General features: G+C 32.6%; 21 protein-coding genes. 9 read left to right on the top strand and 12 right to left on the bottom strand.

Features of this window, described 5'->3' with window-relative positions:
• Nucleotides 1-309 precede the first annotated feature (309 nt).
• The 4 genes from feoB to AB3G39_RS01735 form a co-directional block, all read right to left on the bottom strand.
• Nucleotides 310-2,409: a ferrous iron transport protein B gene (gene feoB, locus AB3G39_RS01720; protein ID WP_367756420.1), complete on the bottom strand. Its 2,100-nt coding sequence runs from the start codon at nt 2,407-2,409 to the stop codon at nt 310-312.
• Complete coding sequence (locus AB3G39_RS01725; RefSeq protein WP_367756418.1) at nt 2,409-2,648, bottom strand: ferrous iron transport protein A; 240 nt, start codon at nt 2,646-2,648, stop codon at nt 2,409-2,411. The genes feoB and AB3G39_RS01725 overlap by 1 nt, the downstream gene beginning before the upstream one ends.
• Nucleotides 2,649-2,798: 150 nt before the next feature.
• Nucleotides 2,799-3,464 carry an SCO family protein gene (locus tag AB3G39_RS01730; protein WP_367756416.1) on the bottom strand — a complete coding sequence of 222 codons (666 nt, stop codon included), beginning with the start codon at nt 3,462-3,464 and terminating at the stop codon, nt 2,799-2,801.
• Nucleotides 3,465-3,589: 125 nt separating this feature from the next.
• Entirely contained in the window at nt 3,590-5,908 is a 2,319-nt protein-coding gene (locus tag AB3G39_RS01735) for a TonB-dependent receptor domain-containing protein (protein WP_369765862.1), read from the bottom strand.
• A 509-nt stretch (nt 5,909-6,417) separates the two neighbouring features.
• Between AB3G39_RS01735 and AB3G39_RS01740 the strand changes: the two genes are divergently transcribed.
• The gene (locus AB3G39_RS01740) at nt 6,418-8,481 is read left to right on the top strand and encodes a M13 family metallopeptidase (protein ID WP_367772941.1); all 2,064 of its coding nucleotides are present in this window, start codon (nt 6,418-6,420) and stop codon (nt 8,479-8,481) included.
• A 70-nt stretch (nt 8,482-8,551) separates the two neighbouring features.
• Here AB3G39_RS01740 and AB3G39_RS01745 read toward each other — a convergent pair whose 3' ends face one another.
• The 5 genes from AB3G39_RS01745 to AB3G39_RS01765 all read right to left on the bottom strand — a co-directional run bounded on the left by AB3G39_RS01745 (nt 8,552) and on the right by AB3G39_RS01765 (nt 14,796).
• Nucleotides 8,552-9,496 (bottom strand): DMT family transporter, encoded by a 945-nt coding sequence (locus AB3G39_RS01745; RefSeq protein WP_367772938.1) that lies wholly within the window; start codon nt 9,494-9,496, stop codon nt 8,552-8,554.
• A 1-nt stretch (nt 9,497) separates the two neighbouring features.
• Nucleotides 9,498-10,322 (bottom strand): SDR family oxidoreductase, encoded by an 825-nt coding sequence (locus AB3G39_RS01750; protein ID WP_367772936.1) that lies wholly within the window; start codon nt 10,320-10,322, stop codon nt 9,498-9,500.
• Between the two features lie 175 nt (nt 10,323-10,497).
• A complete protein-coding gene (locus tag AB3G39_RS01755; RefSeq protein WP_369765863.1) occupies nt 10,498-12,894 on the bottom strand; it encodes a M28 family peptidase in 2,397 nt (798 codons plus the stop codon).
• Between the two features lie 27 nt (nt 12,895-12,921).
• On the bottom strand, nt 12,922-13,269 hold the full coding sequence (locus tag AB3G39_RS01760; protein ID WP_367772934.1) for a hypothetical protein: 348 nt from the start codon (nt 13,267-13,269) through the stop codon (nt 12,922-12,924).
• Nucleotides 13,270-13,272: 3 nt separating this feature from the next.
• The gene (locus tag AB3G39_RS01765; protein ID WP_367756404.1) at nt 13,273-14,796 is read right to left on the bottom strand and encodes a carbon-nitrogen hydrolase family protein; all 1,524 of its coding nucleotides are present in this window, start codon (nt 14,794-14,796) and stop codon (nt 13,273-13,275) included.
• 189 nt (nt 14,797-14,985) lie between these two features.
• Here AB3G39_RS01765 and AB3G39_RS01770 point away from each other — a divergent pair, with 189 nt between their 5' ends.
• The 3 genes from AB3G39_RS01770 (at nt 14,986) to AB3G39_RS01780 (ending at nt 16,737) form a co-directional block, all read left to right on the top strand.
• Nucleotides 14,986-15,318 carry a single-stranded DNA-binding protein gene (locus AB3G39_RS01770; RefSeq protein WP_367756402.1) on the top strand — a complete coding sequence of 111 codons (333 nt, stop codon included), beginning with the start codon at nt 14,986-14,988 and terminating at the stop codon, nt 15,316-15,318.
• 118 nt (nt 15,319-15,436) lie between these two features.
• Nucleotides 15,437-15,871 carry a transposase gene (locus tag AB3G39_RS01775; RefSeq protein WP_369765864.1) on the top strand — a complete coding sequence of 145 codons (435 nt, stop codon included), beginning with the start codon at nt 15,437-15,439 and terminating at the stop codon, nt 15,869-15,871.
• Between the two features lie 14 nt (nt 15,872-15,885).
• Nucleotides 15,886-16,737 (top strand): IS3 family transposase, encoded by an 852-nt coding sequence (locus tag AB3G39_RS01780; protein WP_369765865.1) that lies wholly within the window; start codon nt 15,886-15,888, stop codon nt 16,735-16,737.
• Between the two features lie 276 nt (nt 16,738-17,013).
• On the opposite strand, the gene AB3G39_RS01785 is transcribed toward AB3G39_RS01780, so the two are convergent.
• Nucleotides 17,014-17,532, bottom strand: a complete 519-nt coding sequence (locus AB3G39_RS01785) for a ferritin (protein ID WP_367756400.1) — start codon at nt 17,530-17,532, stop codon at nt 17,014-17,016.
• Nucleotides 17,533-17,570: 38 nt separating this feature from the next.
• Nucleotides 17,571-18,200 (bottom strand): CatA-like O-acetyltransferase, encoded by a 630-nt coding sequence (locus tag AB3G39_RS01790; protein ID WP_369765866.1) that lies wholly within the window; start codon nt 18,198-18,200, stop codon nt 17,571-17,573.
• 354 nt (nt 18,201-18,554) lie between these two features.
• Here AB3G39_RS01790 and AB3G39_RS01795 point away from each other — a divergent pair, with 354 nt between their 5' ends.
• The 5 genes from AB3G39_RS01795 to AB3G39_RS01815 all read left to right on the top strand — a co-directional run bounded on the left by AB3G39_RS01795 (nt 18,555) and on the right by AB3G39_RS01815 (nt 24,207).
• Nucleotides 18,555-19,580 carry a hypothetical protein gene (locus AB3G39_RS01795; RefSeq protein ID WP_367756397.1) on the top strand — a complete coding sequence of 342 codons (1,026 nt, stop codon included), beginning with the start codon at nt 18,555-18,557 and terminating at the stop codon, nt 19,578-19,580.
• Nucleotides 19,581-19,591: 11 nt separating this feature from the next.
• Entirely contained in the window at nt 19,592-20,446 is an 855-nt protein-coding gene (locus AB3G39_RS01800) for a polysaccharide deacetylase family protein (RefSeq protein WP_369765867.1), read from the top strand.
• 372 nt (nt 20,447-20,818) lie between these two features.
• On the top strand, nt 20,819-22,255 hold the full coding sequence (locus tag AB3G39_RS01805; RefSeq protein WP_367772925.1) for a circularly permuted type 2 ATP-grasp protein: 1,437 nt from the start codon (nt 20,819-20,821) through the stop codon (nt 22,253-22,255).
• Between the two features lie 35 nt (nt 22,256-22,290).
• A complete protein-coding gene (locus AB3G39_RS01810; protein WP_367772923.1) occupies nt 22,291-23,244 on the top strand; it encodes an alpha-E domain-containing protein in 954 nt (317 codons plus the stop codon).
• A 6-nt stretch (nt 23,245-23,250) separates the two neighbouring features.
• Nucleotides 23,251-24,207, top strand: coding sequence for a transglutaminase domain-containing protein (locus AB3G39_RS01815; protein WP_369769659.1), 957 nt, complete (start codon nt 23,251-23,253; stop codon nt 24,205-24,207).
• A gap of 76 nt (nt 24,208-24,283) precedes the next feature.
• On the opposite strand, the gene AB3G39_RS01820 is transcribed toward AB3G39_RS01815, so the two are convergent.
• The gene (locus AB3G39_RS01820; RefSeq protein WP_369752911.1) at nt 24,284-25,567 is read right to left on the bottom strand and encodes a murein hydrolase activator EnvC; all 1,284 of its coding nucleotides are present in this window, start codon (nt 25,565-25,567) and stop codon (nt 24,284-24,286) included.
• Between the last annotated feature and the right edge of the window lie 22 nt (nt 25,568-25,589).

Below are 25,589 nucleotides of genomic sequence, written 5' to 3' on the forward strand. Positions count from 1 at the left end.
TTTTTAGGAATAAAAAAAGATAATCAATTGACTTTAAGCATTTAACTACAAGATTTGTACTATAAATTTAATCAAAATTTATTGATTACAGTGGTGTTTATTAGTATTTTAAGAAAATTTTACTGGCTTTAAGTTAGTTTCTACTTTAAAAGAAAGTATTAAAACGATACTCCTTTAATGACAACCACAATCCGTACCATCACCACAATTTTTATCCGATTTTTTCTTTTTAAGAAAGAATTTTTTGATTAAAAAAACTAGGGCAATTCCGAGAGCTGTAAAGGCGATTATTTGCTGGAACATACTGTTTTACTTTAAAATTTGGTAGGCAATTAATGCTACAACGTAGGCAAAACCACTCATGAAAATAAGTTGTCCTAAAGGCCACTTCCATGAATTGGTTTCTTTACGCGTTATGGCTAATGTACTGGCACATTGTAAGGCAAATGCATAGAACAATAACAAGGAAATTCCAGAGGCAAAATTGAATATTTTCTTTCCAGTTTCAGGATTTATTTCCGCAGCCATTTTGTTTTTAATGGTATCTTCATTATCGCTTCCACCCACACTGTAAATAGTTGCTAATGTGCCCACAAAAACTTCACGAGCTGCAAATGAACTGATGATAGCAATCCCTATTTTCCAATCATAACCTAATGGTGAAATGGCAGGCTCAATGGTTTTTCCCATGATTCCGATATAAGAATTCTCCAATTTGTAAGAAGCCACTTTATTATCTAATTCCTGTGGAGTAATGGTCGTGTTTTCAGATTTAGTGCGTATTATTTCGTCGGCATTATTGAACTTCTTTCCTGGTCCATAAGAGGCTAAAAACCATAATACAATGGAAATAGCTAAGATTATTTTTCCTGCTCCAAAAACAAAAGCCTTCGTTTTTTCAATTACATTAATAGCTACGTTTTTAAACATTGGTAATTTGTAGTTTGGCATTTCAACTACAAAAAATGTTTTCCCTTTAATTTTTAATATTTTATTTAAAACATAAGCAGAGAATATTGCCATTCCAAAACCCAAAAGGTACAATAACATTAAGGTTAAACCTTGAAGATTAAATATTCCCAGAACACGAGTGTCAGGAATTACTAACGCAATGATAATGGCATAAACAGGCAGTCTAGCTGAACAGGTTGTAAAAGGGGTGACTAGTATGGTAATGATTCGTTCTTTCCAGTTTTCAATATTTCGAGTAGCCATAATTGCCGGAATAGCACAGGCAGTTCCTGAGATTAATGGAACAACACTTTTTCCTGATAACCCAAACTTTCGCATGATTTTATCCATCAAGAAAACCACTCTACTCATATAACCACTTTCTTCTAAGATGGATATGAATAAAAACAAAAATGCAATTTGAGGAATAAATATTAAAATTCCGCCGATACCAGGAATGATCCCTTGAGAAATTAAATTGGTTAAAACACCTGCTGGTAAAGTATCGTTTGCCAAGGTACTCAATGAGGCAAACGTGCTGTCTATAAAGTCCATTGGTATTTTTGACCAATCAAAAATAGATTGAAAAATAACAAACAAAATGACGAAGAAAATGAAGTACCCCCACACTTTATGCGTTAAAACACGATCCAGTTTAGAACGGAAATCTTTTGCAACTGAGGCATCAACGTTTAATCCTTCTTTGAGTACGTCATTGATAAACTGATATCTTTTTATCGTTTCTTTTTGCTGTAATCGTTTTAAATCCGAATGTGATTTTGTAAAGGAACTGTGAATTTCTTTACGTTCTAAGTTTAAGAAGTTAACATCCTGAGTAATAACCAGCCACAATTTATACAACAATTGGTTTGGGAACGCTTTGCGCAAGCTGTCAAAATACTCCGGATCAATTACCGATGCATTCAAACAAGGTTCGCTTGATATCGTTTTGTAAGTGATTATCATTTTTTTTAACTCCTCTATTCCAAATCCTTTTCTAGAACTGATTAAAGCAATTTTAGTTTTTAAATGTTCCTCCAGATATGGAATATTCAAAGTGATTCCCTTGTGTTCCATTCTGTCAGCCATATTAATGACTAAAATGGTCGGAATTTCAAGGTCTTTTATTTGGGTAAAAAGTAATAAATTACGTTTTAAATTTTCAACATCAGTAACAACAAGCGCAACATCAGGATATAGTTTATCGTTTTTATTAAGCAACAGTTCAATAACCACATTTTCATCAATAGAACTGGCATTTAAACTGTATGTTCCTGGTAAGTCTAGGATATTGGCTTTTATATTATTGGGTAATTTACAAAAACCTATTTTTTTCTCAACAGTAATCCCAGGGTAGTTTCCTACTTGTTGATTCAGTCCGGTTAATTGATTAAAAACTGATGTTTTTCCTGTATTTGGATTGCCTATTAAAGCTACGTTGATGTTTTTATTAATCATTATAGCTTGATTTTTATCATTTCCACTTCAATCTCGTTTGCTGTTTCCACTCTAATGGCCAAATGAGAACCATTAATATTTAAATATAATGGGTCTCCAAATGGAGCAATTTGCAATAATTCAACCATATTACCAGGTAAACAGCCCATTTCAAGTAATTTCAATGGAATGATATCAATATCAAAATCTTTGATAATGGCCTTTTCGCCTTTTTTAAGTGAATTTATCGTGGTGCGCAAGTCTTATTTAGATTGAATTAATATTGCAAAAATACATATTATAATATAAAAATGAATGATATTTATCATTTTTGTCTTTATTCCAAGAAAATTAAAATTCTGAAAACAAGACTGTTCTTTTTACTTTTACAAGTAGGAAATAAAAAGAAATTATTGGTTTGATAAAAAATTAATATCTTCAATTAACTTTTGAATATCTTCTTTTTTAGTACCGTCATAAAAACCACGAACTCTTCGTTTAGCATCTACTAACACAAAATTCTCCGTGTGAACCATATCGTATAATTCACTTGGCTTTCCCATTTTGACTGCTAAATATGATTTTCGAGCCATCGTGTATATTTCCTTTTTATCACCAGTAACTAAATTCCATTTGCTATCATTAACACCATATTTTATAGCATAGGCTTTTAAAGCAGCAACACTGTCTACCTCAGGAAATACAGTATGAGAAAGCAACATTACTTTTGGGTTATTGAGAATGGCTTTTTGAACATCAAATAAATTGGCCGTCATTTTTGGGCAAATAGAACCACAGGTAGTAAAGAAAAAATCAGCAACATAAATTTTCCCCTCATAATCTTTTTGAGTAATCGTTTTTCCGTTTTGATTTGTAAAGGAAAAGTCGGCAATCGTATGGTATTTACTTATGTATTGTACGGTACTGTCAACTAATTCAGGATTTACATCCGCAGGATTAAATATTGGAAGTGTTTTACTTGGTTTTAGGGCCGTATAAAATAAATATAGTATAATGGATGATAGTACAACAAAAACACCTAAAAATTTTCGGTATCTACTGAAAATTGATTTCATAAAAAATAATTTTTGCAAAAATACGAAAAGGTAATTTTAAAAAAGAATCTACAATGAAATCAATTTTAAATATCAAAAAAAAACTTGTTTTGTAAATCCATATTCTTGAATTCTTTTTTTCGTTGTTAAAATTTAACAATTACATTGCAAAATAGTTGTCTTCCATGCTGTAAAAATTGTTTTGGCCCGCCTATCCTTACGTTGGGTTGATAAAATTGGGTATTAAACACATTCGTAACCAGTAATTGTGTAGTAATTTCGACATCATAGACTTTTATTTTTGTGTACGAAAATGTCAGATCAACTTTAGAAAAAGAGGGGATCGTCAGTATTTCATTAATGTCTTTATTACCGTGTTTTGCTTTTATTTCTGAATAATAATTTATTCTAGAATTGACTGTAAAGTCCTCTGTTATATTATACGTCAAGCCTCCAGTTATTCTATGTGGATAAACACCTAGATTTACCGTGCTAACACCTGCATATTCATCAGCATCTTTTCTAACATAGGAATAACTTATTTCGGTTCTGATTTTTCCTGTTTTATAAAATAATTGACTCTCAACACCAAAGACATTTATTATTTTACCAGAATTTACGAAACCACCCGTTTCTGTAGGCTCAATAAAATTTGTTGCTGTATTTCGATAGGCAACAACATTAGCTATCAAATTACTTGTAAACGATTGATTTATTCCAAGTTCGAAAGTATTCATCTTAGCTGGATTAAGCTCGTTAATAACATTATTTACTGAGGAAGCACCCAGTTCAAAAATATTAGGTTCACGGAAAGCCTGCCCAAAAAGAAATCGAATAGACGTTTTTTGAAAAGGGGTGTAAACTAAACCACTACGAAAGGTAAAAATAGATTTATAAATATTGTGATAGTCAAATCGTCCACCTAGCGTAACGTATAATTTATCAAATAGTGTTTTTTGCAATTGTAAAAATAATGAGTTTTTATACTGACGATAAAAGGGTTTACGCATACTATTTTCGATCGAACGTGTTTCATCAAAACTAGGGTTTAATCGCTCTGTAGAAAGAGCTAAACCTAATAAATCAAACTCATCAAAAGTATAGCCACCGATTATAGATAACGTTTGACTCGGTTCATAATCTAATTGTACATTTCCTTTATATCGTTTTGAACCCGAGCTCGATTGTTGTGAATAAGCCATCATAAAATTGTCTTTAATTTCTTGTTCAGTAAGGGGAAATTCCGGATTATGTCCGTTTTTTACCATAGTGTCATAGATTACATTATCAAAAGTGTAGTTCACTCCCCAAAATCTTTCTTTATAAAATTGAATTTCTGAATTAATTTTAAGTTTAGCTGTAATGTTTTTTTCAACACCTGCATAATACAAGGCCAATTCACGGAAATCACTTTGATTTGTGTAATCTAATGAAATGTTTTCAAGTCCTTTACTTCCTTGAAGCTCATACCCTTCAATTCCCACATAAAACCCTTTGTAAGAAATTTTGGCAGCATAAGGAAGTGACCAACTTCTCTTTTTAAATTCTTGATTTACAGGAAATGCTTTAGTAGGAACTGCTTGTCTAAAATTTACGGTGTCTTTTATAAAGTCTTTGTAATCCCAAAGGTTAGATCGAAAATATCGAAAACTACCACTAATACGAAAATCAGCAAAATTTTTCCCAAAAACAATACTCTGAGATTGTGTTCCTTGTGTTCCAATTTCAGTGTGATACTCCGTTTTATTAAAATCAGAAGAGTCATTTTTTGTGATAATATTAATTACACCAACCAAAGCATTTGCACCATAAAGGGCTGATGCAGGACCTTGCAGAATTTCAACCTGCTTTATATTATGCGTTGCAAATTGTGTTGAAATAAAAGTCTCGGAAGCAAATAAATTTTGCATTTCTCTCCCATTGACTAACAGTAGTGTTTGTGAAAAATTACTTAGAAAACCTCGTTGTCCTCCAAAAGTAAAATGGTCAGTTCTTATCGGGACCACACCTGGAATGTTTTCTAATAAACTGGTTAAATCATAATATCCTTTTTCTATAATATCTTTTTCGGTGACTACATAAATTGTTGCAGGTGCAATTTTTTGATTCTGTGGTTTTTTCGAAGCTGTTATCACTTCAATATTCATTAGTTCATCCAAACTGAGTTCAAATAAATCAACATCAGTAATCAAAGACATAGTTATGTTTATAACATCATTGGTAATTTCGACTACTTGATCTTTATAGTTTTCTTTAGTGAATTCAAGGGTACTATACGTTTCTGGCACTTCAATAGAATACTTACCAGCGGCATCTGTAAAAGTTTTTAGGGCCGTATTTTTCACACTGACTTTTACACTTTCAATAGGCCTGTTTGTTTTATCACTTATTACCCCAGTTACTATTTGTTGTGCAAATGCAATATTTACTGTGAGAACCAATATAATAAATAAAGACTTTTTCATCGTTCCTTTTTTTATTACTAATTGATATTCGTTGACTAAAATAGTCACTTCAGTTTTGCCTGATAGATCTCGACCAACTCTATAAAATATTTGTTTATAGTTGCATTTTAAATAGTCATCAACTTTGGAGCATTTTGTTGGTAGACGTTGTCAATCCCTATTTTTATTAAATTTATCTTTTTCAAAAATAGCTTTATCGTATTTCCTATTTGAGTTTGACACAATACTGCTAAATTATTTCTAAGAATGAAGTTCTTCTTGCAGAATAAAGTTAGTCATTTTTTTGTTTAGAACAGTTGTTTTCCTATTAAAAGAAGTTGAAAAACGACTCCTCTAATAAAATTAGTATTATAATTTTCAACCATTTACATTATAACTGGGAGAAATAATGTTATTCAAAAAAAGCCTTTGGATAGATTATTTAACAAAACATCGACTACATGTTAATTTTAACATCTTATTTAAAATATTATTGATATGTTTGTGTATCAGTCTAAACCATTATAAAAATGAAAAAATATTTCAACAACACTCTTTTCTTTACGATTCCTGCAATTTTTGGATTAGCGACCATTCAGGCTCAAAACGTTCCGGTACATCAAAATCCTGGGATTAATGTTTCAAATATGGACAAAAGCATTCGGTCAAATGATGACTTTTTTAGATTTGTAAATGGAGCTTGGCTAGACAAAACAGAAATTCCAAGTGATAGAACTTCTTGGGGAAGTTTTAATGAATTACTTAAAAAAACGGATAAAGATGCACTTGCCATTTTGAAAGAAGCTGCAAAAAATCCTAAATATAAGTTCAACACAGATCAAGGAAAAGCGATTAATCTTTTCAATTCAATTTTAGACACAGTCAACAGAGACAAACAAGATATCATTCCATTATTACCCTACTTAGCCAAAATAGATAAAATAAGAAACTCTCAAGACCTTCAGAAAGTATTGATTGAAATGGAACCCATTGGTGGCCTTGGTTTTTTTGGAGTAAGTGTAGGAGCTGATGATAAAAACAGTTCTAAAAACGCACTTAACTTAGGAGTAGTTCGATTAGGGTTACCTGATAAAGATTATTATACATCAGAAGAGAAAGACACGAAAGAAAAAAGACAAAAATACGAATTACATATTGCTCGAATGCTACAATTCATAGGAGAAACTCCAGAGCAAGCCAAAGAAAGTGCTAGTGCGATTTTAGCCTTGGAAATTGAATTGTCAAAACCACGTTTAGACAGAGTAGAACGTAGAGACGGAAGATTGCAATACAATCCAATGACTATTGCTCAATTACAAAAAATAACTCCGCTAATAAATTGGGGAAATTATTTTTCAGGTCTTGGTTTTACAAAATTAGACACAGTTATAGTTTCAGAGCCAAAATACATGAAAGCATTGCAAACTATTCTTGTAGAAAATAATGTTACAGCTTGGAAAGAATACATGAAATGGACATTATTAAACAAATCTACTAGCTTACTTTCTACTACAATTGAATCAGCCAATTTTGATTTCTATGGTAAAACATTAACTGGTGCAATTAAGCAACGACCAAGAGAAGAAAGAGCACTACAAACCGTAAATGGATCTGTGGGAGAAGCTTTAGGGAAATTATACGTTGAAAAAATGTTTCCTGCTGAAGCAAAAGCAAAAGCGGAGAAAATGATTAGAAACATTATTATTGCGTATCAAAATCGAATTAATGATTTAACTTGGATGTCAGCAGAAACCAAAGTTAAAGCAATTGAAAAATTAAGTAAGATTGCCATCAAAATTGGATATCCTGACAAATGGAAGGATTACTCCAAATTAGATATTAAAGCAGTTACTGATGGTGGTAGTTATTTTGAAAATTCAAAAAATCTAGCAAGATGGAGCTTTCAAAAAGATATTGACAAACTATACAAACCAGTAGATAAAACGGAATGGTACATGTCACCACAAACGGTAAATGCCTATTACAATCCCTCTTATAATGAAATTGTTTTCCCAGCAGCAATTTTACAACCTCCATTTTATAACTACCAAGCAGATGAAGCCGTAAATTATGGCGGAATAGGCGCCGTTATTGGTCATGAAATTTCTCATGGATTTGATGATTCAGGAGCGCGTTACAATGCTGATGGAAACCTAGTAGACTGGTGGACTGCTAATGATTTAAAAGAATTTACTGCACTAGGAACTTCACTTGCGGATCAATACAGTGCTTTAGAACCTTTACCAGGAGTTCATGTAGATGGTAAATTTACCTTGGGAGAAAACATTGGTGATTTGGGAGGCGTGAATGCAGCTTATGATGGATTACAATTGTATTTAAAAGACAATAAAAACCCAGGTCTTATCGATGGCTTTACACCGCAACAACGTTTCTTTATTGCTTGGACAACAGTTTGGAGAACTAAATCCCGTGATGAAGCCTTAAAAAATCAAGTAAAAACGGATCCGCATTCTCCAGGAATGTATCGTGCTTACGTACCTATCCAAAATGTGGATGCTTTCTATGATGCATTTGGAATAAAAAAAGGAGACGGTATGTATATTGAACCCGAAAAAAGAGTTAAAATCTGGTAAGAAAAAGTATTATAAAATCAAAACCCAAGTGAGAACTTGGGTTTTTTTGTATCTATAAGTAAACATGTTTTTATGCTATATTTTCCAAGGCTATTTTACGGGCTTTTCGTATCGAATGATTCACCATATACAAGCCACAAAGCGTAACTGCTCCACCTAAAGCAATGGCCATTGTAAGTAGTTCTCCAAAGATAAATGCACCTAATAGCACCGCTACAATAGGATTAATGTAAGCATAAATACTATTTATTTCAGGCGGCAATTTTTGTAGCATATAGATAAATGCAATAAAGGTTATAACCGATCCAATGATTACCAAATATGCAATTGCCCACCAAGAATTTACTGGAATTGATGTTATATTCACCCCCGTTCCTGTTGCCCCAGTAATCGTCAAAAGGAAAATACTGGAAATAAGCATTTGTAATCCGAGGCTGAAATAAGGATTAAAAGTGGCCGCTTTTTTCTTAGTATATAAACTTCCAAAAGCCCAACTTATCGTAGATATTACTGAAAGTAGAATTCCAAATCTGAAATCAGGCTGCAAGAAATCAGTTAGATGATCGTAAAAAATAACACAAACACCACCAAAACTTACTATCAAACCTAATATAGCCTGTTTAGCTAATTTCTCTCCTCTAAAAAAAGTAATAATCACAATCCATAAAGGAAAAACAGCATTTATAATTGCACCCAGTCCACTACTAATATATTTAACTCCCCAAGTACTCAAACCGTTACTCAATGCAAAATTAAGCAAACTCAATATGATAATTGTTTTCCACTGTTTCCCTTTAGGCCAAGGTGCTTTTTTATAAAGAAAAAAACAAACATAAAGTAACCCACCAATGAACTGTCTAATTCCTGCCAATTGCAAAGCAGGCATATGCTTCACTCCTTCTTTTGAAGCAATCCAAGTGGTTCCCCAAAAAAAACACACAACACAAAGTGCTAGAATAGGCAAGCCAATTTCATTAATCTTATTTGAAAATGAATTTTGAATTTTTTTTATCACTCTATAACTGTTTTATTGCAAATGAATAATGAAGTGTTTGTTCTAATTTATCACTTAATATCGTTTTTCCTACCGACCCTTTTTCGTGATTGAACTGTGGTGGGACTAAGTTATCTTCTAATGCTTTTTGAGTATAATATTCTTCTCTTGAAGGATGAAATGGAGTAACTGCATTGAAGGTGTCGCCCCAAATATTAGTTTCAATAATTTTCAAGATAATACCAATACAGTCATCTTGATGAATTAGATTGATAGGTGCTTCAGGATTGTCAACATTTTCTTTCCCAGCTAGAAATCGGGCAGGATGACGATCATTGCCAATTAAACCTCCAAAACGCAAAATGGTCGTTTTAAAATGAGTATTCTCTACTAATAATTCTTCTATTGCTAGTAATTGTTTGCCACTTTCAGTTACGGGTATCGGTTTTGTATGTTCATCAACTACAGCATTGGCCTCGCCATAAACAGCTGTTGAACTAATAAACAAGAGCTGTTGAACAGAAGACTTTTCGAGTGAAGGTAAAAGACCTGCTATTTTTTTCACAAATGAATTGTTATTGGCATCCGAATAATCCTTGTTCTTTCCTCTTAATTTGGGCGGAATGGCAATGATAAGTGTTTCACTTCCTTCAAAAAAAGCAGGAATAGCATCAGGAACGCTTTCGCTTTCAAGAGCCAACAAAAAAGGTTGAATTTCTGCATTTTCTAATGTAGAAAGTTTCTCTACTGAAGTTGTTGAGCCTTTTACAATAAATTTTTTTTCAACTAAAGCTTTCGCCAAAGGCAAACCCAACCAACCACAACCTAGAATGCTAATTTGTTTCATTTTTAACTTAAATAGAGAATACAAAAGTAGTATAAATCGAAAGGATTTTCGATAAAAATTTTAGTGTCATTTTTAGTTTTATTCTAAAATTAAAAACCGCAAATTCACAGCTTTAATTGGTGAATTTGCGGTTAATTTTAGACTTTAAAATCAAATAAATATTTAAAAAATAGAATTATTGCTCTACACTTAAACTATCCTTTACTTTTAAAACTGGCGTTCTTTGGACCGTTTTAATTGTCTCTATAATTATTGGAACTTCAATCACTTTAGGAGAGGGTTTTATTCTTTCTTTAATCACTACAGCATCATTTAAAACAAAGGGAGTTGGCATCATCCAGGGCGCCCTTGGAGTCATCTTAAATAATGGGTTAGACATTAAATCAAAAGAGCTTTCTAAAAGCTGCATATCAAACAGCCCTGATTTATCTATGGCAAATTGCATCTCTAGCGGTTCGTTATTAACTACATAATAACTTAGAATTTTCTTACCGTTGCGATTCATCTTTGATCCATTTTGTTCTAGTTGTTTTGCTCCATTGGCTTTAAAATCATAAAATACTATTTTTTCATTAGCAAAAATATCATAGCGATTAACGGTACGATTGGGACTGATTTTAATTTTAAAATAGCGGTGATTTCCACCTACACTGTCTTTTAGAAATTCAATGGTAGGTTTTGCTAATTCTTTCACAGGCGTTTCCGTGGCGTAAGTAAATTGAGAATCGTATTTACTGAACAACGGAGTTTCAGCCCAAGAAGTTGCATGTTTTGGGTTTTCACCCAAATAGCTTTTAGTCCAAACATCTAGGTTTTTATCATAGGTAACCCAATGGGCTTTATTTTTATCTGCGTCATAAATGTAAACCAAACTGTTCGATTTGGCTTTGCCTTTTTCATAGCCTGATTCGTAGTGTGCTTTCGCAAAAAATCCGATAGAAAGTAATAAAAAGACAACTGCCCATCTTCCCTTTTTAACAAAAGTCCCAAAAACTGGTAATAACAATGCAAAAGTTAATGCCGTAAGAATCGCACTTCCAAAAAGAATTTTCAACCCTAATCCTATAGGGAACATTTGAATAAAGGGCGCAATCAACAATAAAGCAGGGATAATTAAAATAAGGTTTAAAAGTAGACTCGATTTTTGTGTGATGATAAAAATTCCAAAAACAAAAATTCCAAAATATACAGGAATAATTAAAAATCCAGCGCCTTGTAAATAGAAAGCAATAAATCCATTAATAACAAGCCACAGGAACAAAGGAGCTACATAATGGTTCATTGTGCGTTTTTCAACAGACAATTTTTGATAAAATGCAAAACAAGTGGCTAAACTTAATAGCACAAAGGCAGCAATATAAGCATGCCCATTATAGGTAAAGCCATTGAGTAAGTCGTTGTACTGCGGGTACACTATCAAGAGTCCTTTCCATCCAAAAAAGGTCACCAATCCAGCAGTTAGTATTGAACCTAAAAGGGGGACAAATCCTTTTATGATTTCTGAAAAAGTTAAAATTCTTTTAGCAATTCCTATAAAAATTAAAAACATAAAAAGAAGTAATGCTATGAATAACATTGGTAAAACCCAGCTAAAAGGGTAATGTATAAAGGTGTAAGGAATGGTGAAATAGATATCGTCATTTGCAATTTGAGTGCTGTTTAAGTCCGCATTCGAAAAGTAATGCAATAAAGGCATCAAGTAACTTCCCTGATGTGCCAATGTGTTTTTATTTAAATGGCTACTATCATCTTGAGCGGTATGGTAATTATAGTGATCATCAATAAATGCAAAATTATACCCTTGAATGTTTCCTTTTTCTCTAAAAACAGTTAAATCAGTATCGTTAGGGAGCATTTTATAAATACTGTACATCAAAGAGTTGGTTACTGGCATTGGTGCCCCCGCAGCAGCAAATTCTTTTACTAACCCAGCGTTACCCCCGTTTGTTTCCATAAGCATATAACTAGGTCCTGAAGAACCACGCGCCTCAAAATTTAGAACCAATCCAATTTCTTTTGCCCATTGGTGTTCTGTTACAAAAAGAGCGGCTCCGTTTAAACCCAATTCTTCGGCATCCGAAAAAAGAATAATAACATCATTTTTATGAGGTGTTTTCGCATATAAAAAAGCACGTAAACTTTCTAAAATTGTAGCTACCCCAGAACCAGCATCACTGGCGCCACGAGAAGACGAATGTGGGGCACTGTCGTAATGGGTAAGCAATAATAAGGCTTTTGTATTTTGAGTCCCTTTTATTCGGGCTAAGATGTTTTTAGATTTAACTAAGTTTCCCCAGTCAGTTAAGGTATATCCTTCTTGTATAGATGTTTCTAGTCCTAATTTATGTAGTTCTTGTTGCAAGTATTCAGCGACTTTTTCGTGATTGGTCGAACCTACATAATGGGGTTGTTTTGAAATCGCTTCTACTTGAGTGAAAGCTCTATTAGTTGAAAATTCAGATAGTGGAACGGCATCATTAGAAATCCATTTTGGCATCATTGTAAAATAAAGTACTCCTAGTACAATAAGAATAAACAAAATGTAAAACAGGGAGGAAAAACCTTTTTTCATACTTGGGGGATTTGGGGTGTTGTGGTATTAAATATCTTTTTTAACTAACATATAGAAATCATTGTCCAAAAGCATATAGCCTTGATCATACAAGAAATAGTAGGTATTTCCTGTTTTAGTATTCAATATGTTAGTGAAAAATTCAAAATCAAACCCCTTACTAAGTAATTTAGCTCGGGTTGTTTTTGACTTTCCATCGGGATTAAGTTCTAGTAGGATGCGATAATTTTTGCGCAATTTATTATTAACATTGCGCATAAAATTATTGTTGTCTTTGTTTATTTTGTTATTATAGGCATTGCGACAACCATCACTACAGAATTTTTTATCTTCCCGCCCTACAATTTTCTCACCACATTCTAAACAATTTTTCATTTATTATATTTTTTTCAAACTATATAAATCGTGTCTTCTGTCTTTCATGATTTTTACACTTCCATGTTCGTGTAGTTCTCTTAAAAGATTAATGTCAACATCCACAATTAAAGTCATCTCCGTATTTGGTGTTGCTTCCGCTTTTACTCCATTACTTGGAAACGCAAAGTCGGAAGGAGTAAATACAGCTGCTTGGGCGTATTGAATATCCATATTATTTACTTTAGGCAAATTACCTACACAACCTGCAATGGCAACATAACATTCATTTTCAATGGCTCTTGCTTGTGCACAGTGTTTTACTCGTGTATATCCATTTTGGGTGTCAGTAAGGAAAGGGACAAATAAAATATTCATTCCTTCATCAGCCATTAACCTAGAAAGTTCTGGGAACTCTACATCATAACAAATGACAATTCCTATTTTTCCACAATCAGTATCAAAGGTTTGTATCGTGTCTCCTCCTGTAATTCCCCAGTGGAAAATTTCATTTGGGGTAATGTGTATTTTGCGATACATTTCGTTTGTACCATCCCGTTTGCATAAAAAACCAACATTATAAACATGTTCATTCTCTATGAAAGGCATACTACCCGTGATAATATTGATATTATAGGAAATCGCAAATTCTTGAAATTTTAATTTTACTGCATCTGTATGTTTTGCAAGTTCACGAATCGCTTCGGCTTCTGACAAATGGTTGAAGTCAGCCATTAAGGGCGCAGTAAAAAACTCTGGAAATAAAGCAAAATCACTTCCATAACCCGAAACGGTATCAATAAAAAATTCAGCTTGTTCAAAAAGCGCATCTAGATTAGCTAATGAACGCATTTGCCATTGGATTAATCCAAGTCTCACCACACTTTTGGTTGTGTTAATTAACTTTGGACTGTCATCATAATAAATATTGTTCCATTCTAACAGAACAGCATACTCAAGAGATTCCGTATCTCCTTCTAAATAATTCTTAAGCACACGAACTTCATGGAAATCATTACTTAATTGAAATGATAAAACAGGATCGTATATTTCTTTTTTCTTTACTTTTTCAATATATACTTTTGGAGTAATTTCATCCTTATATTTTCCGTAAGATGGAATTCTACCTGCAAAAATGATTGATTTTAAGTTTAATTGTTCACACAATTCTTTTCTAACATCATACAAACGTCTTCCTAATCGAAGTCCGCGGTATTTAGGATTGATAAAAACATCAATACCATAAATAACTTCTCCTAAAGGGTTATGAGTTGAAAAAGTATAATTACCTGTAATATTTTTGTACGTTCTAGTCTTGAATGCAAAATCTTCTGTAACTAAAATAGATAATGCAGAGCCAACTACAATTCCATCAACAACAATTACCAATTGTCCTTCTGGAAATATTTTTAATAAGGTCTCTAATTGTTCTTCTTTCCAAAATGATTCAGCCATTTCTGGATACGACTCAATCATTGATTTTTTTAATTCTTTATAATCCTCTATTTTTAAATTTCTTAATTCAATAGACTGTATTGTACTTGGCATATGTAAATATTTTTTGACAAATATAAGGAATTTATTATCCGTTTACAAACGTTTACAAATATTTACAACCGAAAGTAATTGAATACTAACCGAATAAGTTTTAGTTATTGTCGAATCTTTGCCATGTCGAAACAAACAAACATCGGCACGATTTTTACACTTAACAATAACATTTAAAATTTACACGCCATGAATGCATTAAGAAACAAAGTACAGTTAATCGGACACCTAGGAAACGACCCTGAAATCAAAAATTTTGACGGAGGAAAAAAACTAGCCAATTTTACATTAGCGACGAATGAGTCCTATAAAAATGACAAGGGAGAAAAAGTAGAGGAAACCCAATGGCACAGACTAATAGCTTGGGGGAAAACGGCCGAAATAATTGAAAAATACGTAACTAAAGGGAAGGAAATTGCTGTTGAAGGAAAATTAACCCACAGAAGCTATGACGATAAAAATGGGGAAAAACGCTATGTAACCGAGGTAGTGGTAACGGAACTCCTTTTATTAGGAAAGTAATTTTATTTAAGAACTATTTTTTAACAAGTCAATAAACACAAAACCATCGATACTAGTCGATGGTTTTTTATTTAAACTATGTCTAGTCCTGAAATAGCGATACACAAAAAAGTATCCTATGGAATCATTACAACAAACGCGCTATTTAAAGCGTACGCAAAAAGACTACACTATGTCTTTAAAATTAGAAATCGTTCAAGAAATAGAACGAGGACAACTTACAGTTAGCCAAGCAACAAAGAATTACGGTATTCAATGTAGAAAGACAGTTGTACAATGGCTAATTAAATTTGGTAACTTTGATTGGGAGAACCAAATCCCTTCAAAGATGGAAAAAACACCCGAACAAAAGATTATGGAGCTTGAAGTTCAAGTCAAGCTTCTAGAAAAACAAAAGGCATTCCTGGAGCGACAGGCTTTTGTTGCAGACAAGAAGGCTACCCTGTTTGATATGATGATTGATTTAGCAGAAAAAGAATATCAAATCGATATCCGAAAAAACTCTGTACCCGAACAATCGATTATTTCAAGACAAAAGAACAACAAACAATAGCATTTACCTGTTATTTGTTCGGGATAGACAGACAGGTTTATTATCGAAGAATTCGAAGAAAAATAGTTAAACAAGATAAAACAGAACAGGTTATTTTGATGGTTGATGCTATCAGAAAAATAATGCCTAGAATAGGCACTAGAAAACTATATTATCTTTTGTCAGACAAACTCCTATTGATAAAAATAGGCAGAGATAAATTCTTTGATATACTAAGAGCCAATCATTTATTAATACAGCCAAAACGTTCTTATCATATAACAACTAACTCCCATCATCGTTTTAGAAAACACGAGAATTTAATTTTAGATTTAGAGATAAACAGGCCTGAACAAGTCTGGGTGTCAGACATCACGTACATTGGAAAAAGAGATAATCCTTGCTACCTAAGTTTGGTTACCGATGCTTATTCAAAGAAGATAATGGGGTATTTTGTGGCTAACAACTTAAATACTCAAAGTAGTGTAATGGCTTTAAAAATGGCTCTTAAGCAAAGAAAGAATTTTAATTTACCATTGATACATCATTCTGATAGAGGAATTCAATATTGTGCCAATGAATACCAAGAAGAGCTCATCAAAAAAAGGGTTTTATGCAGCATGACACAAAATTCAGATCCTTATGAAAATGCTGTTGCAGAAAGAATAAATGGAATTTTAAAACAAGAATTTAGCATTGATAAATACAATCAAGGAGCAAAAATAACAAATCAAATTGTCAAGGAATCAGTTACTATTTACAATGGACTTAGGCCTCATTATTCGAATTTTATGCTGACTCCAAACCAAATGCATTCTCAAAACAAAACGAAGATGAGAACTTATAAAACAAAAAACAGTAGCAAAAACGTTTTTGCTACTGTTTAATATTTAATTTTAGCTAATAATCTGTATCGCTTTTTTAGGACGGGACACTAAAATAGTTCTTACTTATCGTTGATCAAATCTAGGGCAACGTTTACATCGCTTATCTTCTCCGTCTTTGTAGTTCTCACAACACTTTTTCTTTAACCCTTTATCAGACTTATCTTTTTTAAGGAGTTTTTTTTTATCCTTTTTTTTGGCTTTATTTTTATCCTTTTTACTCAATTTGTAAAGAGTTAAAATTAAGAAAGCAATTATAATTCAGAAATTAAGAGTCTCTTACTTCGAATGACCTGAAGTCACACTATTTACCGTTAATTGTTGGATATCTCTATCAAACAAATACAAACCTCCCTTGTCATCTCCTATCAAATGTATTTTATCTAGTATGTTTTTAGCTTGCGCTTCTTCTTCTATTTGTTCAGCAACATACCACTGTAAGAAGTTATGAGTCGCATAGTCTTTTTCGGAAAGAGCAATATGAACCAATTCATTAATCGATTCCGAAACGAAAACTTCGTGTTTATACAACTCTTCAAACATTTCCTGAAAAGTGAGATAGGTTGTTTTGGGAGCCTTTAGTTGGGTTACTTGAGCATGTCCACCACGTTCGTTGATAAATTTAATTAACTTCAACATATGTACGCGTTCCTCATCTGATTGTGCATACATAAATTTAGAAATCCCTTCTAGTCCATGAGTTTCTGCCCATGAAGCCATTGAAAGGTAGGTTTGCGAAGATTCAGCTTCAATACGAACCTGATCGTTCAGTGCGGATTCAATATTTTTTGATAGCATAACTAAATGTTTTCTATAAAGTTACAAAAAAGAAAAGACTATTGATTCATTAACTCTTGAAAACAGTCTACAAATTGCCCTACATGCAAACCATCCATTAATCCATGATGAACATGTATTGACATTGACATCGTTTTTTTCCCAGCTTCATTAGTACTCATTTTTCCAAATGAAATTTTTGGGCAACTATCGGGAAAAGTATAACTGCGGGCATGCGAAAGGGATGTGAAATTAATCCATGGAATTGCCGAAAAATGAATTACATTATCCGTATCAAAAGCACGAGTAAAAAGGCCTGATGCATTTTGAACCCGTTCTATTTCTAATACCGCATTGGCGGTAAAAATTTCAAAATCAGCATCGTATTCTATCCATGAAAAACCAAAAGAACCATCTGTTCTTCCTATCGTTGCTGAACCGTCAATTTTATCGTAAATAATAATCTTATCCTCTGAAATTCGGTACCTAAAAGGTTCAATTGTATTCACTGCCACTAACGTTTTGTAGAGGTAATAAATAAAAAAAGTGCTTTCCAGTTTTTTTGAAGTTTGATAGGCTTTAGTACAATCAATTTCTACGGTTACACCAAAAAAAGGTTCTTCAAATTTTCTAAAAAAATTAAAATGCTCTTTTCTAGGCCAGTTTTCAATATCTAAATATGTTTTCAAAATGTTGCTCTTAAATTATTTTTCAAAATTACAGCTATTTAATTTTAAGACGGTATTTACAGGAGAAAACTGTTTCCTTTTTTTAAACAACTAAAGTAGCACGTCTTGGAATTTCATATAATAATTGGCAGTAAAATCAAAACCAATATAGGAATACTATAGATAAGGATAATACAACTAAAAAAACATTCAAAAACAAAAGGAGAGTTAAAAAAATGTAGCTGATTTTTTGCTAAAAAAACAGCTGCTAAAAAAAATTCTTTCTTAATGATTATATTATAAAATCATACCATATAAACATAACAAATAGCATATAAATAGACTTACCTTTGTGTAAACATCTAATTTATTTTTATGAAAAATTCCGTTATCCTATCACTTTCTATTTCTATTTTGATTGTCTTTTCTAGTTGCAATCAAGGTAAAGCCGCGGACGAAAAAATAATTGAAAAACAAACTACTAAAGTCGTTACAGATTCTGTAAAGAAAAAAATAGTTTCTACTATAGATACCTTAGATTATAATAAAAGAATGCTAGCGATTAGCAATAATGACACTACAGGAAGATGGCCTGTAAAAACACCTTATCCTTTGCCCGGAGCATTACTACCATACAATAGGATTATTGCTTTTTATGGAAATTTGTATTCAAAAAGAATGGGGATACTTGGAGAAATCCCAAAAGAACAAATGCTTAAACAATTACAAGGAGAAGTGGCCAAATGGGCAGCAGCTGACCCTACAGTTAAAACAATTCCTGCTTTGCATTATATTGCAGTTACTGCTCAAGGCTCACCTGGGAAAGAAAGTATGCACCGCATGAGAATGCCTTTTAAGCAAATTGACACTATTTTAAGTTGGGCAAAACCTATAAATGCTTTAGTTTTTTTAGATATTCAAGTAGGACATAGCAACGTTAAAACTGAAGTGACTCAATTAGAGCAATATCTTGCATTACCAAATGTTCACCTTGGAATTGACCCTGAATTTTCTTTGAAAAACGGAGAAATTCCTGGCTCAAAAATAGGAACGTTTACCGCAGATGATATTAATGACGCCATTGATATCCTTGCTAATTTGGTCAAAAAAAATAAATTGACTCCAAAGGTGTTAATCGTACATCGCTTTACACAAGGAATGGTCACTAATTATAAAAAAATAAAAACAGTTCCTGAAGTACAGGTAGTAATGGATATGGATGGTTTTGGTAGCAAAGTACTTAAAAGATCTACTTACCTTACTTATATCTATAGAGAACCTGTTCAATTTACAGGATTTAAATTGTTTTATAAAAATGACAATTGGAACGATTGGAAAATGTACACTCCTGAAGAGTTGTTAAAATTTACTCCAAAACCACTTTACATTCAATACCAATAATTAATAGAACTATGAAAAAGAGTATATTAGTAGTTATAAGCTGCTTTACCATTTTGATAGGATGCCAATCTAAAACGGAGCAGAAAGAAACCGATAAAAAAGAAACTACCCAAGTTTCAATTGCTAGTCCGGAAAAGGCACCAAAAAAAGAAACTGCAAATACGGCCACTATTCTTGCTAAAAAGGAAGTGCCCATCTTATGCTACCATAACATTCGGGAATTTAGTAATACAGCTAGCGGAGATATAAAGACTTATACTGTTAAACCAGCTGTTTTTTCAGCTCAAATGAAAGCATTGGCAGATGATGGTTATCATACCATATTACCTGATCAATTGTATGAATATCTCCTTCATGATGGACCACTACCCGAAAAGCCAATAATGATAACCTTTGATGACACAAGAGAAGAGCAGTATACGTTAGGAGCAACTGAAATGAAAAAATACGGTTTTAAAGGGGTGTTTTTTGTGATGACCGTCTCTATTAATCGACCAAAATATTTAAGTAAAGAACAAATTAAAGACTTATCAGACTCTGGTAATGTAATTGCAGCACATACTTGGGACCATCATATGGTAACTAAATATAGTGGGGATGACTGGAATATTCAGCTTAATAAACCAAAAACTAAACTGGAAGAAATCATTGGAAAACCAGTAACGTACTTCGCCTATCCTTTTGGGCTGTGGAATACCTCTGTTATCCCAGAAATCAAAAAAAGTGGATATCAAATGGCTTTTATTTTATCTACAAAAAGAGACCCAAACGACCCTCTTTATACCATAAGAAGGATAATAGTTTCCGGTACTTGGACAGCAGATGGAATGCTAAAAGCAATTGAATCTAGTTTTAACAAGCCCTGATTTATATTCCTACTATCCTTTTTAAGAAGACTTCATTTTAAAAACAGCATATGTCAAAAACTAGATTTAACATCTTAGTAATGACTTGTGCTGTTTTCCGTGCTCTAATTCTTCATAAAAAGACCCAAATCACGATGATTTAAAGGGAGATAGTTTATAATACTGGTACTATAAACACTACTGAATTATCAATAAAACATAGAATAAAAATAAATCATTCAAAAAATTGATATTAAAAAAGGAATAGTATATTTATTATTGAATAATTAATAAAAATAGTTTTTTTAACAAATAAAATAGTTATTTTAGAGGAAAAATTGTGTTTTCCACACCATAAATAGCATTTGTTTAATTTTTTAATAACGATAATATATGATAAAATTAACACCTAGTTTAAATTCAAATGGATGGGATGAAATGTTCTCAAAAGAAGGTGTTAGAGACTCATACCGCCAAGTACTACAAACATTGGAAAGTTTAAGTATTGAGCAACTAAATGAAAAACAAAAACAGGCTTCAGATATTTTCATGAACCAAGGGATAACATTCACGGTTTATAGCGATGACGACCAGGGAATTGAAAGAATTTTCCCATTTGATATTATTCCTAGAATAATTACCCAGAAAGATTGGATAGAAGTAGAAACAGGGATAGCGCAAAGGCTAAAAGCTCTTAATTTATTTTTGGAAGATATTTATAACGAACAACTTATTATAAAAGAAGGCATTATTCCTGCTGCATTAATTGCTTCATGCCCTCATTATATTCAAGAAGTACACGGAATAAAACTACCCCATAATATCCACGTACACATTGCGGGTATTGATTTAATTAGAGGAGCCGATGGAGAATTTTATGTCTTAGAAGACAATCTAAGATGCCCTAGTGGTGTGAGTTACATGATGGAAAACAGAGAAATAACCAAAAGAGTGTTTCCTGAAATGTTCAGCAACAATGATGTTAGCATGGTGGTCAATTACCCTATGATTTTTCATAATATTTTAATATCTCTTTCTCCAAGAAATATATCAAACCCAAATGTAGTTTTGCTCACTCCAGGAGTTTATAATTCCGCTTACTACGAACATACTTTCCTCGCGAGACAAATGGGAGTACCATTAGTTGAAGGAAGAGATTTAGTTGTGAATAACAACAAAGTCTATATGAAAACAACTTCCGGTCTTCAACAAGTGGATGTAATTTACAGACGATTAGACGACGAGTATTTAGACCCCCTTGTTTTTAAACCAGACAGCACACTTGGTGTTCCTGGATTGATAAGCGCTTATAAATTAGGAAACGTTGCTTTGGTAAATGCGGTAGGAAATGGAGTCGCTGATGATAAAGCCGTCTATGCCTATGTTCCAGATATGATAAAATACTATCTAAACGAGGAACCTATCTTAAAAAATGTGCCTACTTATCAAATGGGTAATAAGGAAGAAAGAGAACTTGTATTTGCTAATATGGAAAACATGGTGGTTAAAGAAACGAACCAGAGTGGTGGTTACGGAATGATCATGGGGAATAAAGCTACCGAAGCAGAACTTGAAGCCGCCAAAATTGCAATTATTGATAATCCTAGAAATTTCATTGCACAACCCATTATCCAGCTAAGCACCGTTCCTTGTTTTATCGACGGAGAACTTAAACTGAGACACGTTGACCTAAGGCCTTATGCATTATGTGGCCCAAACGGAGTTAAAATAGTACCTGGAGGGCTAACAAGAGTTGCGCTTACCGAAGGATCCTTAGTCGTAAATTCCTCGCAAGGAGGTGGTAGTAAAGACACTTGGATCATAAAATAAAAGCAATTGTTTACGAACTTAAAAAAACACACACTATGGAAGTAAATATGCTAAGCCGTGTTGCTGATGGAATGTATTGGCTTAACAGATATATGGAAAGAACAGATGGAATGTTGCTCACCCTTAACACTCTTTATGCTTTATCTTTTGACAAAGAAACTAATGATTATCAAGGTTACAAACCGTTATTAGAATACTACACCATATTGTCAAATGATAAAATTAGAGAAGTTCAGTTTGATACTAATTTTGTTCTAAAATATATTATTTGTGATGAAAATAATCACAACTCGGTTAAAAACCTAATTACTAAGGCACGTGAAAATGCAAGAGGCTCTCAAGATAAGATAACAAAAGAATTATGGGAACATATTAACTCCATGTACCTTTATATTAATTCTCCAGACTTGCCTAAAAAACTAGAAACAGCCAAAGCACTAGATGTATTGGCCAAATTAAATAAAAACTTTTTGCTTTATAATGGTATCATTCAAGTTACCATGCCAAGAGGATTAGGATGGTGCTTTTCAAGCATAGGCAAGCATATTGAGCGTTGTTTACAAACCATTTCAATGACTCAGGCTTATTATGCTCCTATCAATTATAACGTAAATGGAAATGAAGATTTACTGTACTGGAGAAAATTACTGTTATCCCTTTCAGGTTATGAAATGTATATGAAGAGTTATAGTAATATTCCTCACAACCAGAAAGTAATTCAACATGTGATTTTTAATAAAGATTTTGCCCATTCTGTTTATTATACTTTAGAGTACATCGAAATATATTTAGAAAGCCTGTTGAAACAAAATTATTTAAACGAAGGACGAGTGTTACAAAATCAATTTGGAAGACTCAAAAGTTATATTGAATTTACCGATTATCAAAATTTAGATAACCAACAATTAGAGGAAGTACTTCACAATACAAAAAAACAATTGATGCAATTTTCGAAAGATTTTTCTAAATTATTTTTTTCTTATACCTAACAACTAATGGCGATTTATAAAATAGTACACACCACAAAATACCAATACAATTGGCCTATTAAGGAAAGTATAAACGAGATTCGTTTATTTCCTCATAATTTTGACAACCAAGATGTGTTACAATATCAGCTAATGATATCTCAAAAACCTGAGGTAGCACTTTCAGAGGACTACTATGGAAATAGAGTGGGGAATTTTAATATTTTACATTCCCATTCTGAAACAACCATAGAAACTAGAATGTTGGTACGTGTCAATCATTCTCTTAAAATTCCAGAAATCGATGATACGACGGTAAAAGATTTAGAAAAGGAAAAAGAAAAAAGCATCCTTTTACTTCGACTTTGTTACCCAGAAATCATCAACAAACAAAACGAAATTGATGCTATATTAGATGAAATCGATTATAAAAACAAATCCATAATTGAAATTGCCCAACAATGTAATCACTATGTTTTTACAAATTTCACTTATACAAAAGGGATTACCAATATAGAAACTACAATAGATGAAATATTGGAAATTAAAAAAGGAGTATGTCAAGATTTTGCCATTTTATTATTGCAACTATTACGTAGCGCGGGAATTCCTTCAAGGTATGTGAGTGGATATATTTGTCCCAATAAAAATGAACTGCGCGGAGAAGGTGCTACACATGCTTGGGTAGAAATATATTCTCCTAATCAAGGTTGGTTAGGATTAGATCCTACTAATGACATTTGGACAATGGACAATCATGTCAAACTTTCAACAGGGAGGAATTTCAATGATTGCACCCTTGTAAAAGGAACATTTAAAGGTCTTGCAAGACAAACACTGTCGGTTTCAGTTTCAATTGGCTATGAAGACGGCAGGCATTTTGAAGAAGTGAATGATGTACTACTACATGAAGTATCTGCAGAGCTTCAAGAACAACTAAATCACATTGAGAAACAACAACTTCAACAACAACAACAACAATAATAATAATAATAAAAGTAATTAATACCAAAAAAGGAGGAATCAAAGCTTGATCCCTCCTTTTTTATAATATACAATATTATTTATTTGATAACCATCCTTTTGGATCCGTATACGTTGTATTTTGTAAAAGCAAGAATTTAATTACTGTTTTACCAGTATCACCATTTGTTCTTACTCTACCAATCGTTTGTTTTATACTTATTTTATCTCCTTTACTAACCGATACAGAACTTAAATTTTGATAAATAGTAAAGTAATCTCCATGTTGTATCATCACGGCTTTATTAACAGGCGATAATACCATAACACTTGCTACTTCACCACCAAAAACTGCTCTTGCAGATGCCCCTTCACTAGTTGTTATTTCTACACCGCTATTATGAATCACTAATGTATTATAAATAGGATGCGCTTGATCTCCGTAACCCAACGATATAAACCCTTTTTCTACTGGCCAAGGTAAATTCCCTCTATTAGCTCTAAAATTATCAGCTATTATTTTTGACTCTGGTGTCAATTCAATTCTGGAAGAAGAAACGGATTCTTTTGCAGCTTCTTTTGCAGCTTCTCGTACGGCTTCTTTAGTATCCCCTTTTGTTGTAGACTTTGCGCTATTTGCTAATGCTAGTGCTTTGGCTTTAGCTCTCTCTATCGCTGCTTTTCTATTGGCCTCAGCAATAGCTTCGCGAATTAAACGGTCTATTTGTTTGTCAATCGTTTTGGATTCTCTTTGTTTTTTTCTAATATCCGAAACAATTCTATTCTTGTCTTTTTTAATTGAATTTACTAGTTTTTCCTGTTCTTCTTTTTCTTTTACTAATCCTTTTTTTTCTTTTTCGTTTTCAACGATTAGTTTTTGTTTTGCCACTTTTTGAACATTCAACTTTTTATTATAATCAATTAGTTGAGTCGACTTAGAAAATATTTCTTCTCCTTGTGCCTTTCTAAAATTGGTATATTGTTTTAAATATTGTGCTCTTTTATACGCTTGTAAAAAATTCTCAGACGACAGAATAAACATTGCTCTACTTTGCTCCGATCGGCTTTTATACGATTTCAAGATCATCTTAGCATAATCTTCTTTAAGAATCATCAACTCTTTATTAAGCTTATTGATCTTAACCTGATTAACATACATGTCATTTGCCAAAAGTTTGGTTTGTTTCTCAGTCGTATTTATCAATATTTCTTTCAGTCTAATTTTATTTTTCTGAATCGTAAATACATTCATCGCCGATTTTTCCTTGGACTTCACGGACTGCAATAACTTTTCGTTATCCCTTATTTCTTGTTGGATTTGGGCTTTACGTTGTTCTAATTTTTCTTGTTGAGAAGACTGACTCCATATAACTGAGGTCATGCATAAAAAAATTAAGCTAAGG

Origin of the sequence: Flavobacterium sp. WC2416 (assembly GCF_041200095.1) — a bacterium.
Classification (GTDB): Bacteria; Bacteroidota; Bacteroidia; order Flavobacteriales; family Flavobacteriaceae; genus Flavobacterium.

Bases quoted from the DNA above. Each gene is read 5' to 3' on its own strand.
- feoB (WP_367756420.1), bottom strand. From the start codon at position 2,409: ATGATTAATAAAAACATCAACGTAGCTTTAATAGGCAATCCAAATACA.
- AB3G39_RS01730 (WP_367756416.1), bottom strand. From the start codon at position 3,464: ATGAAATCAATTTTCAGTAGATACCGAAAATTTTTAGGTGTTTTTGTT.
- AB3G39_RS01735 (WP_369765862.1), bottom strand. From the start codon at position 5,908: ATGAAAAAGTCTTTATTTATTATATTGGTTCTCACAGTAAATATTGCA.
- AB3G39_RS01740 (WP_367772941.1), top strand. From the start codon at position 6,418: ATGAAAAAATATTTCAACAACACTCTTTTCTTTACGATTCCTGCAATT.
- AB3G39_RS01750 (WP_367772936.1), bottom strand. From the start codon at position 10,322: ATGAAACAAATTAGCATTCTAGGTTGTGGTTGGTTGGGTTTGCCTTTG.
- AB3G39_RS01755 (WP_369765863.1), bottom strand. From the start codon at position 12,894: ATGAAAAAAGGTTTTTCCTCCCTGTTTTACATTTTGTTTATTCTTATT.
- AB3G39_RS01760 (WP_367772934.1), bottom strand. From the start codon at position 13,269: ATGAAAAATTGTTTAGAATGTGGTGAGAAAATTGTAGGGCGGGAAGAT.
- AB3G39_RS01765 (WP_367756404.1), bottom strand. From the start codon at position 14,796: ATGCCAAGTACAATACAGTCTATTGAATTAAGAAATTTAAAAATAGAG.
- AB3G39_RS01770 (WP_367756402.1), top strand. From the start codon at position 14,986: ATGAATGCATTAAGAAACAAAGTACAGTTAATCGGACACCTAGGAAAC.
- AB3G39_RS01775 (WP_369765864.1), top strand. From the start codon at position 15,437: ATGGAATCATTACAACAAACGCGCTATTTAAAGCGTACGCAAAAAGAC.
- AB3G39_RS01785 (WP_367756400.1), bottom strand. From the start codon at position 17,532: ATGCTATCAAAAAATATTGAATCCGCACTGAACGATCAGGTTCGTATT.
- AB3G39_RS01795 (WP_367756397.1), top strand. From the start codon at position 18,555: ATGAAAAATTCCGTTATCCTATCACTTTCTATTTCTATTTTGATTGTC.
- AB3G39_RS01800 (WP_369765867.1), top strand. From the start codon at position 19,592: ATGAAAAAGAGTATATTAGTAGTTATAAGCTGCTTTACCATTTTGATA.
- AB3G39_RS01805 (WP_367772925.1), top strand. From the start codon at position 20,819: ATGATAAAATTAACACCTAGTTTAAATTCAAATGGATGGGATGAAATG.
- AB3G39_RS01810 (WP_367772923.1), top strand. From the start codon at position 22,291: ATGGAAGTAAATATGCTAAGCCGTGTTGCTGATGGAATGTATTGGCTT.
- AB3G39_RS01815 (WP_369769659.1), top strand. From the start codon at position 23,251: ATGGCGATTTATAAAATAGTACACACCACAAAATACCAATACAATTGG.
- AB3G39_RS01820 (WP_369752911.1), bottom strand. From the start codon at position 25,567: ATGACCTCAGTTATATGGAGTCAGTCTTCTCAACAAGAAAAATTAGAA.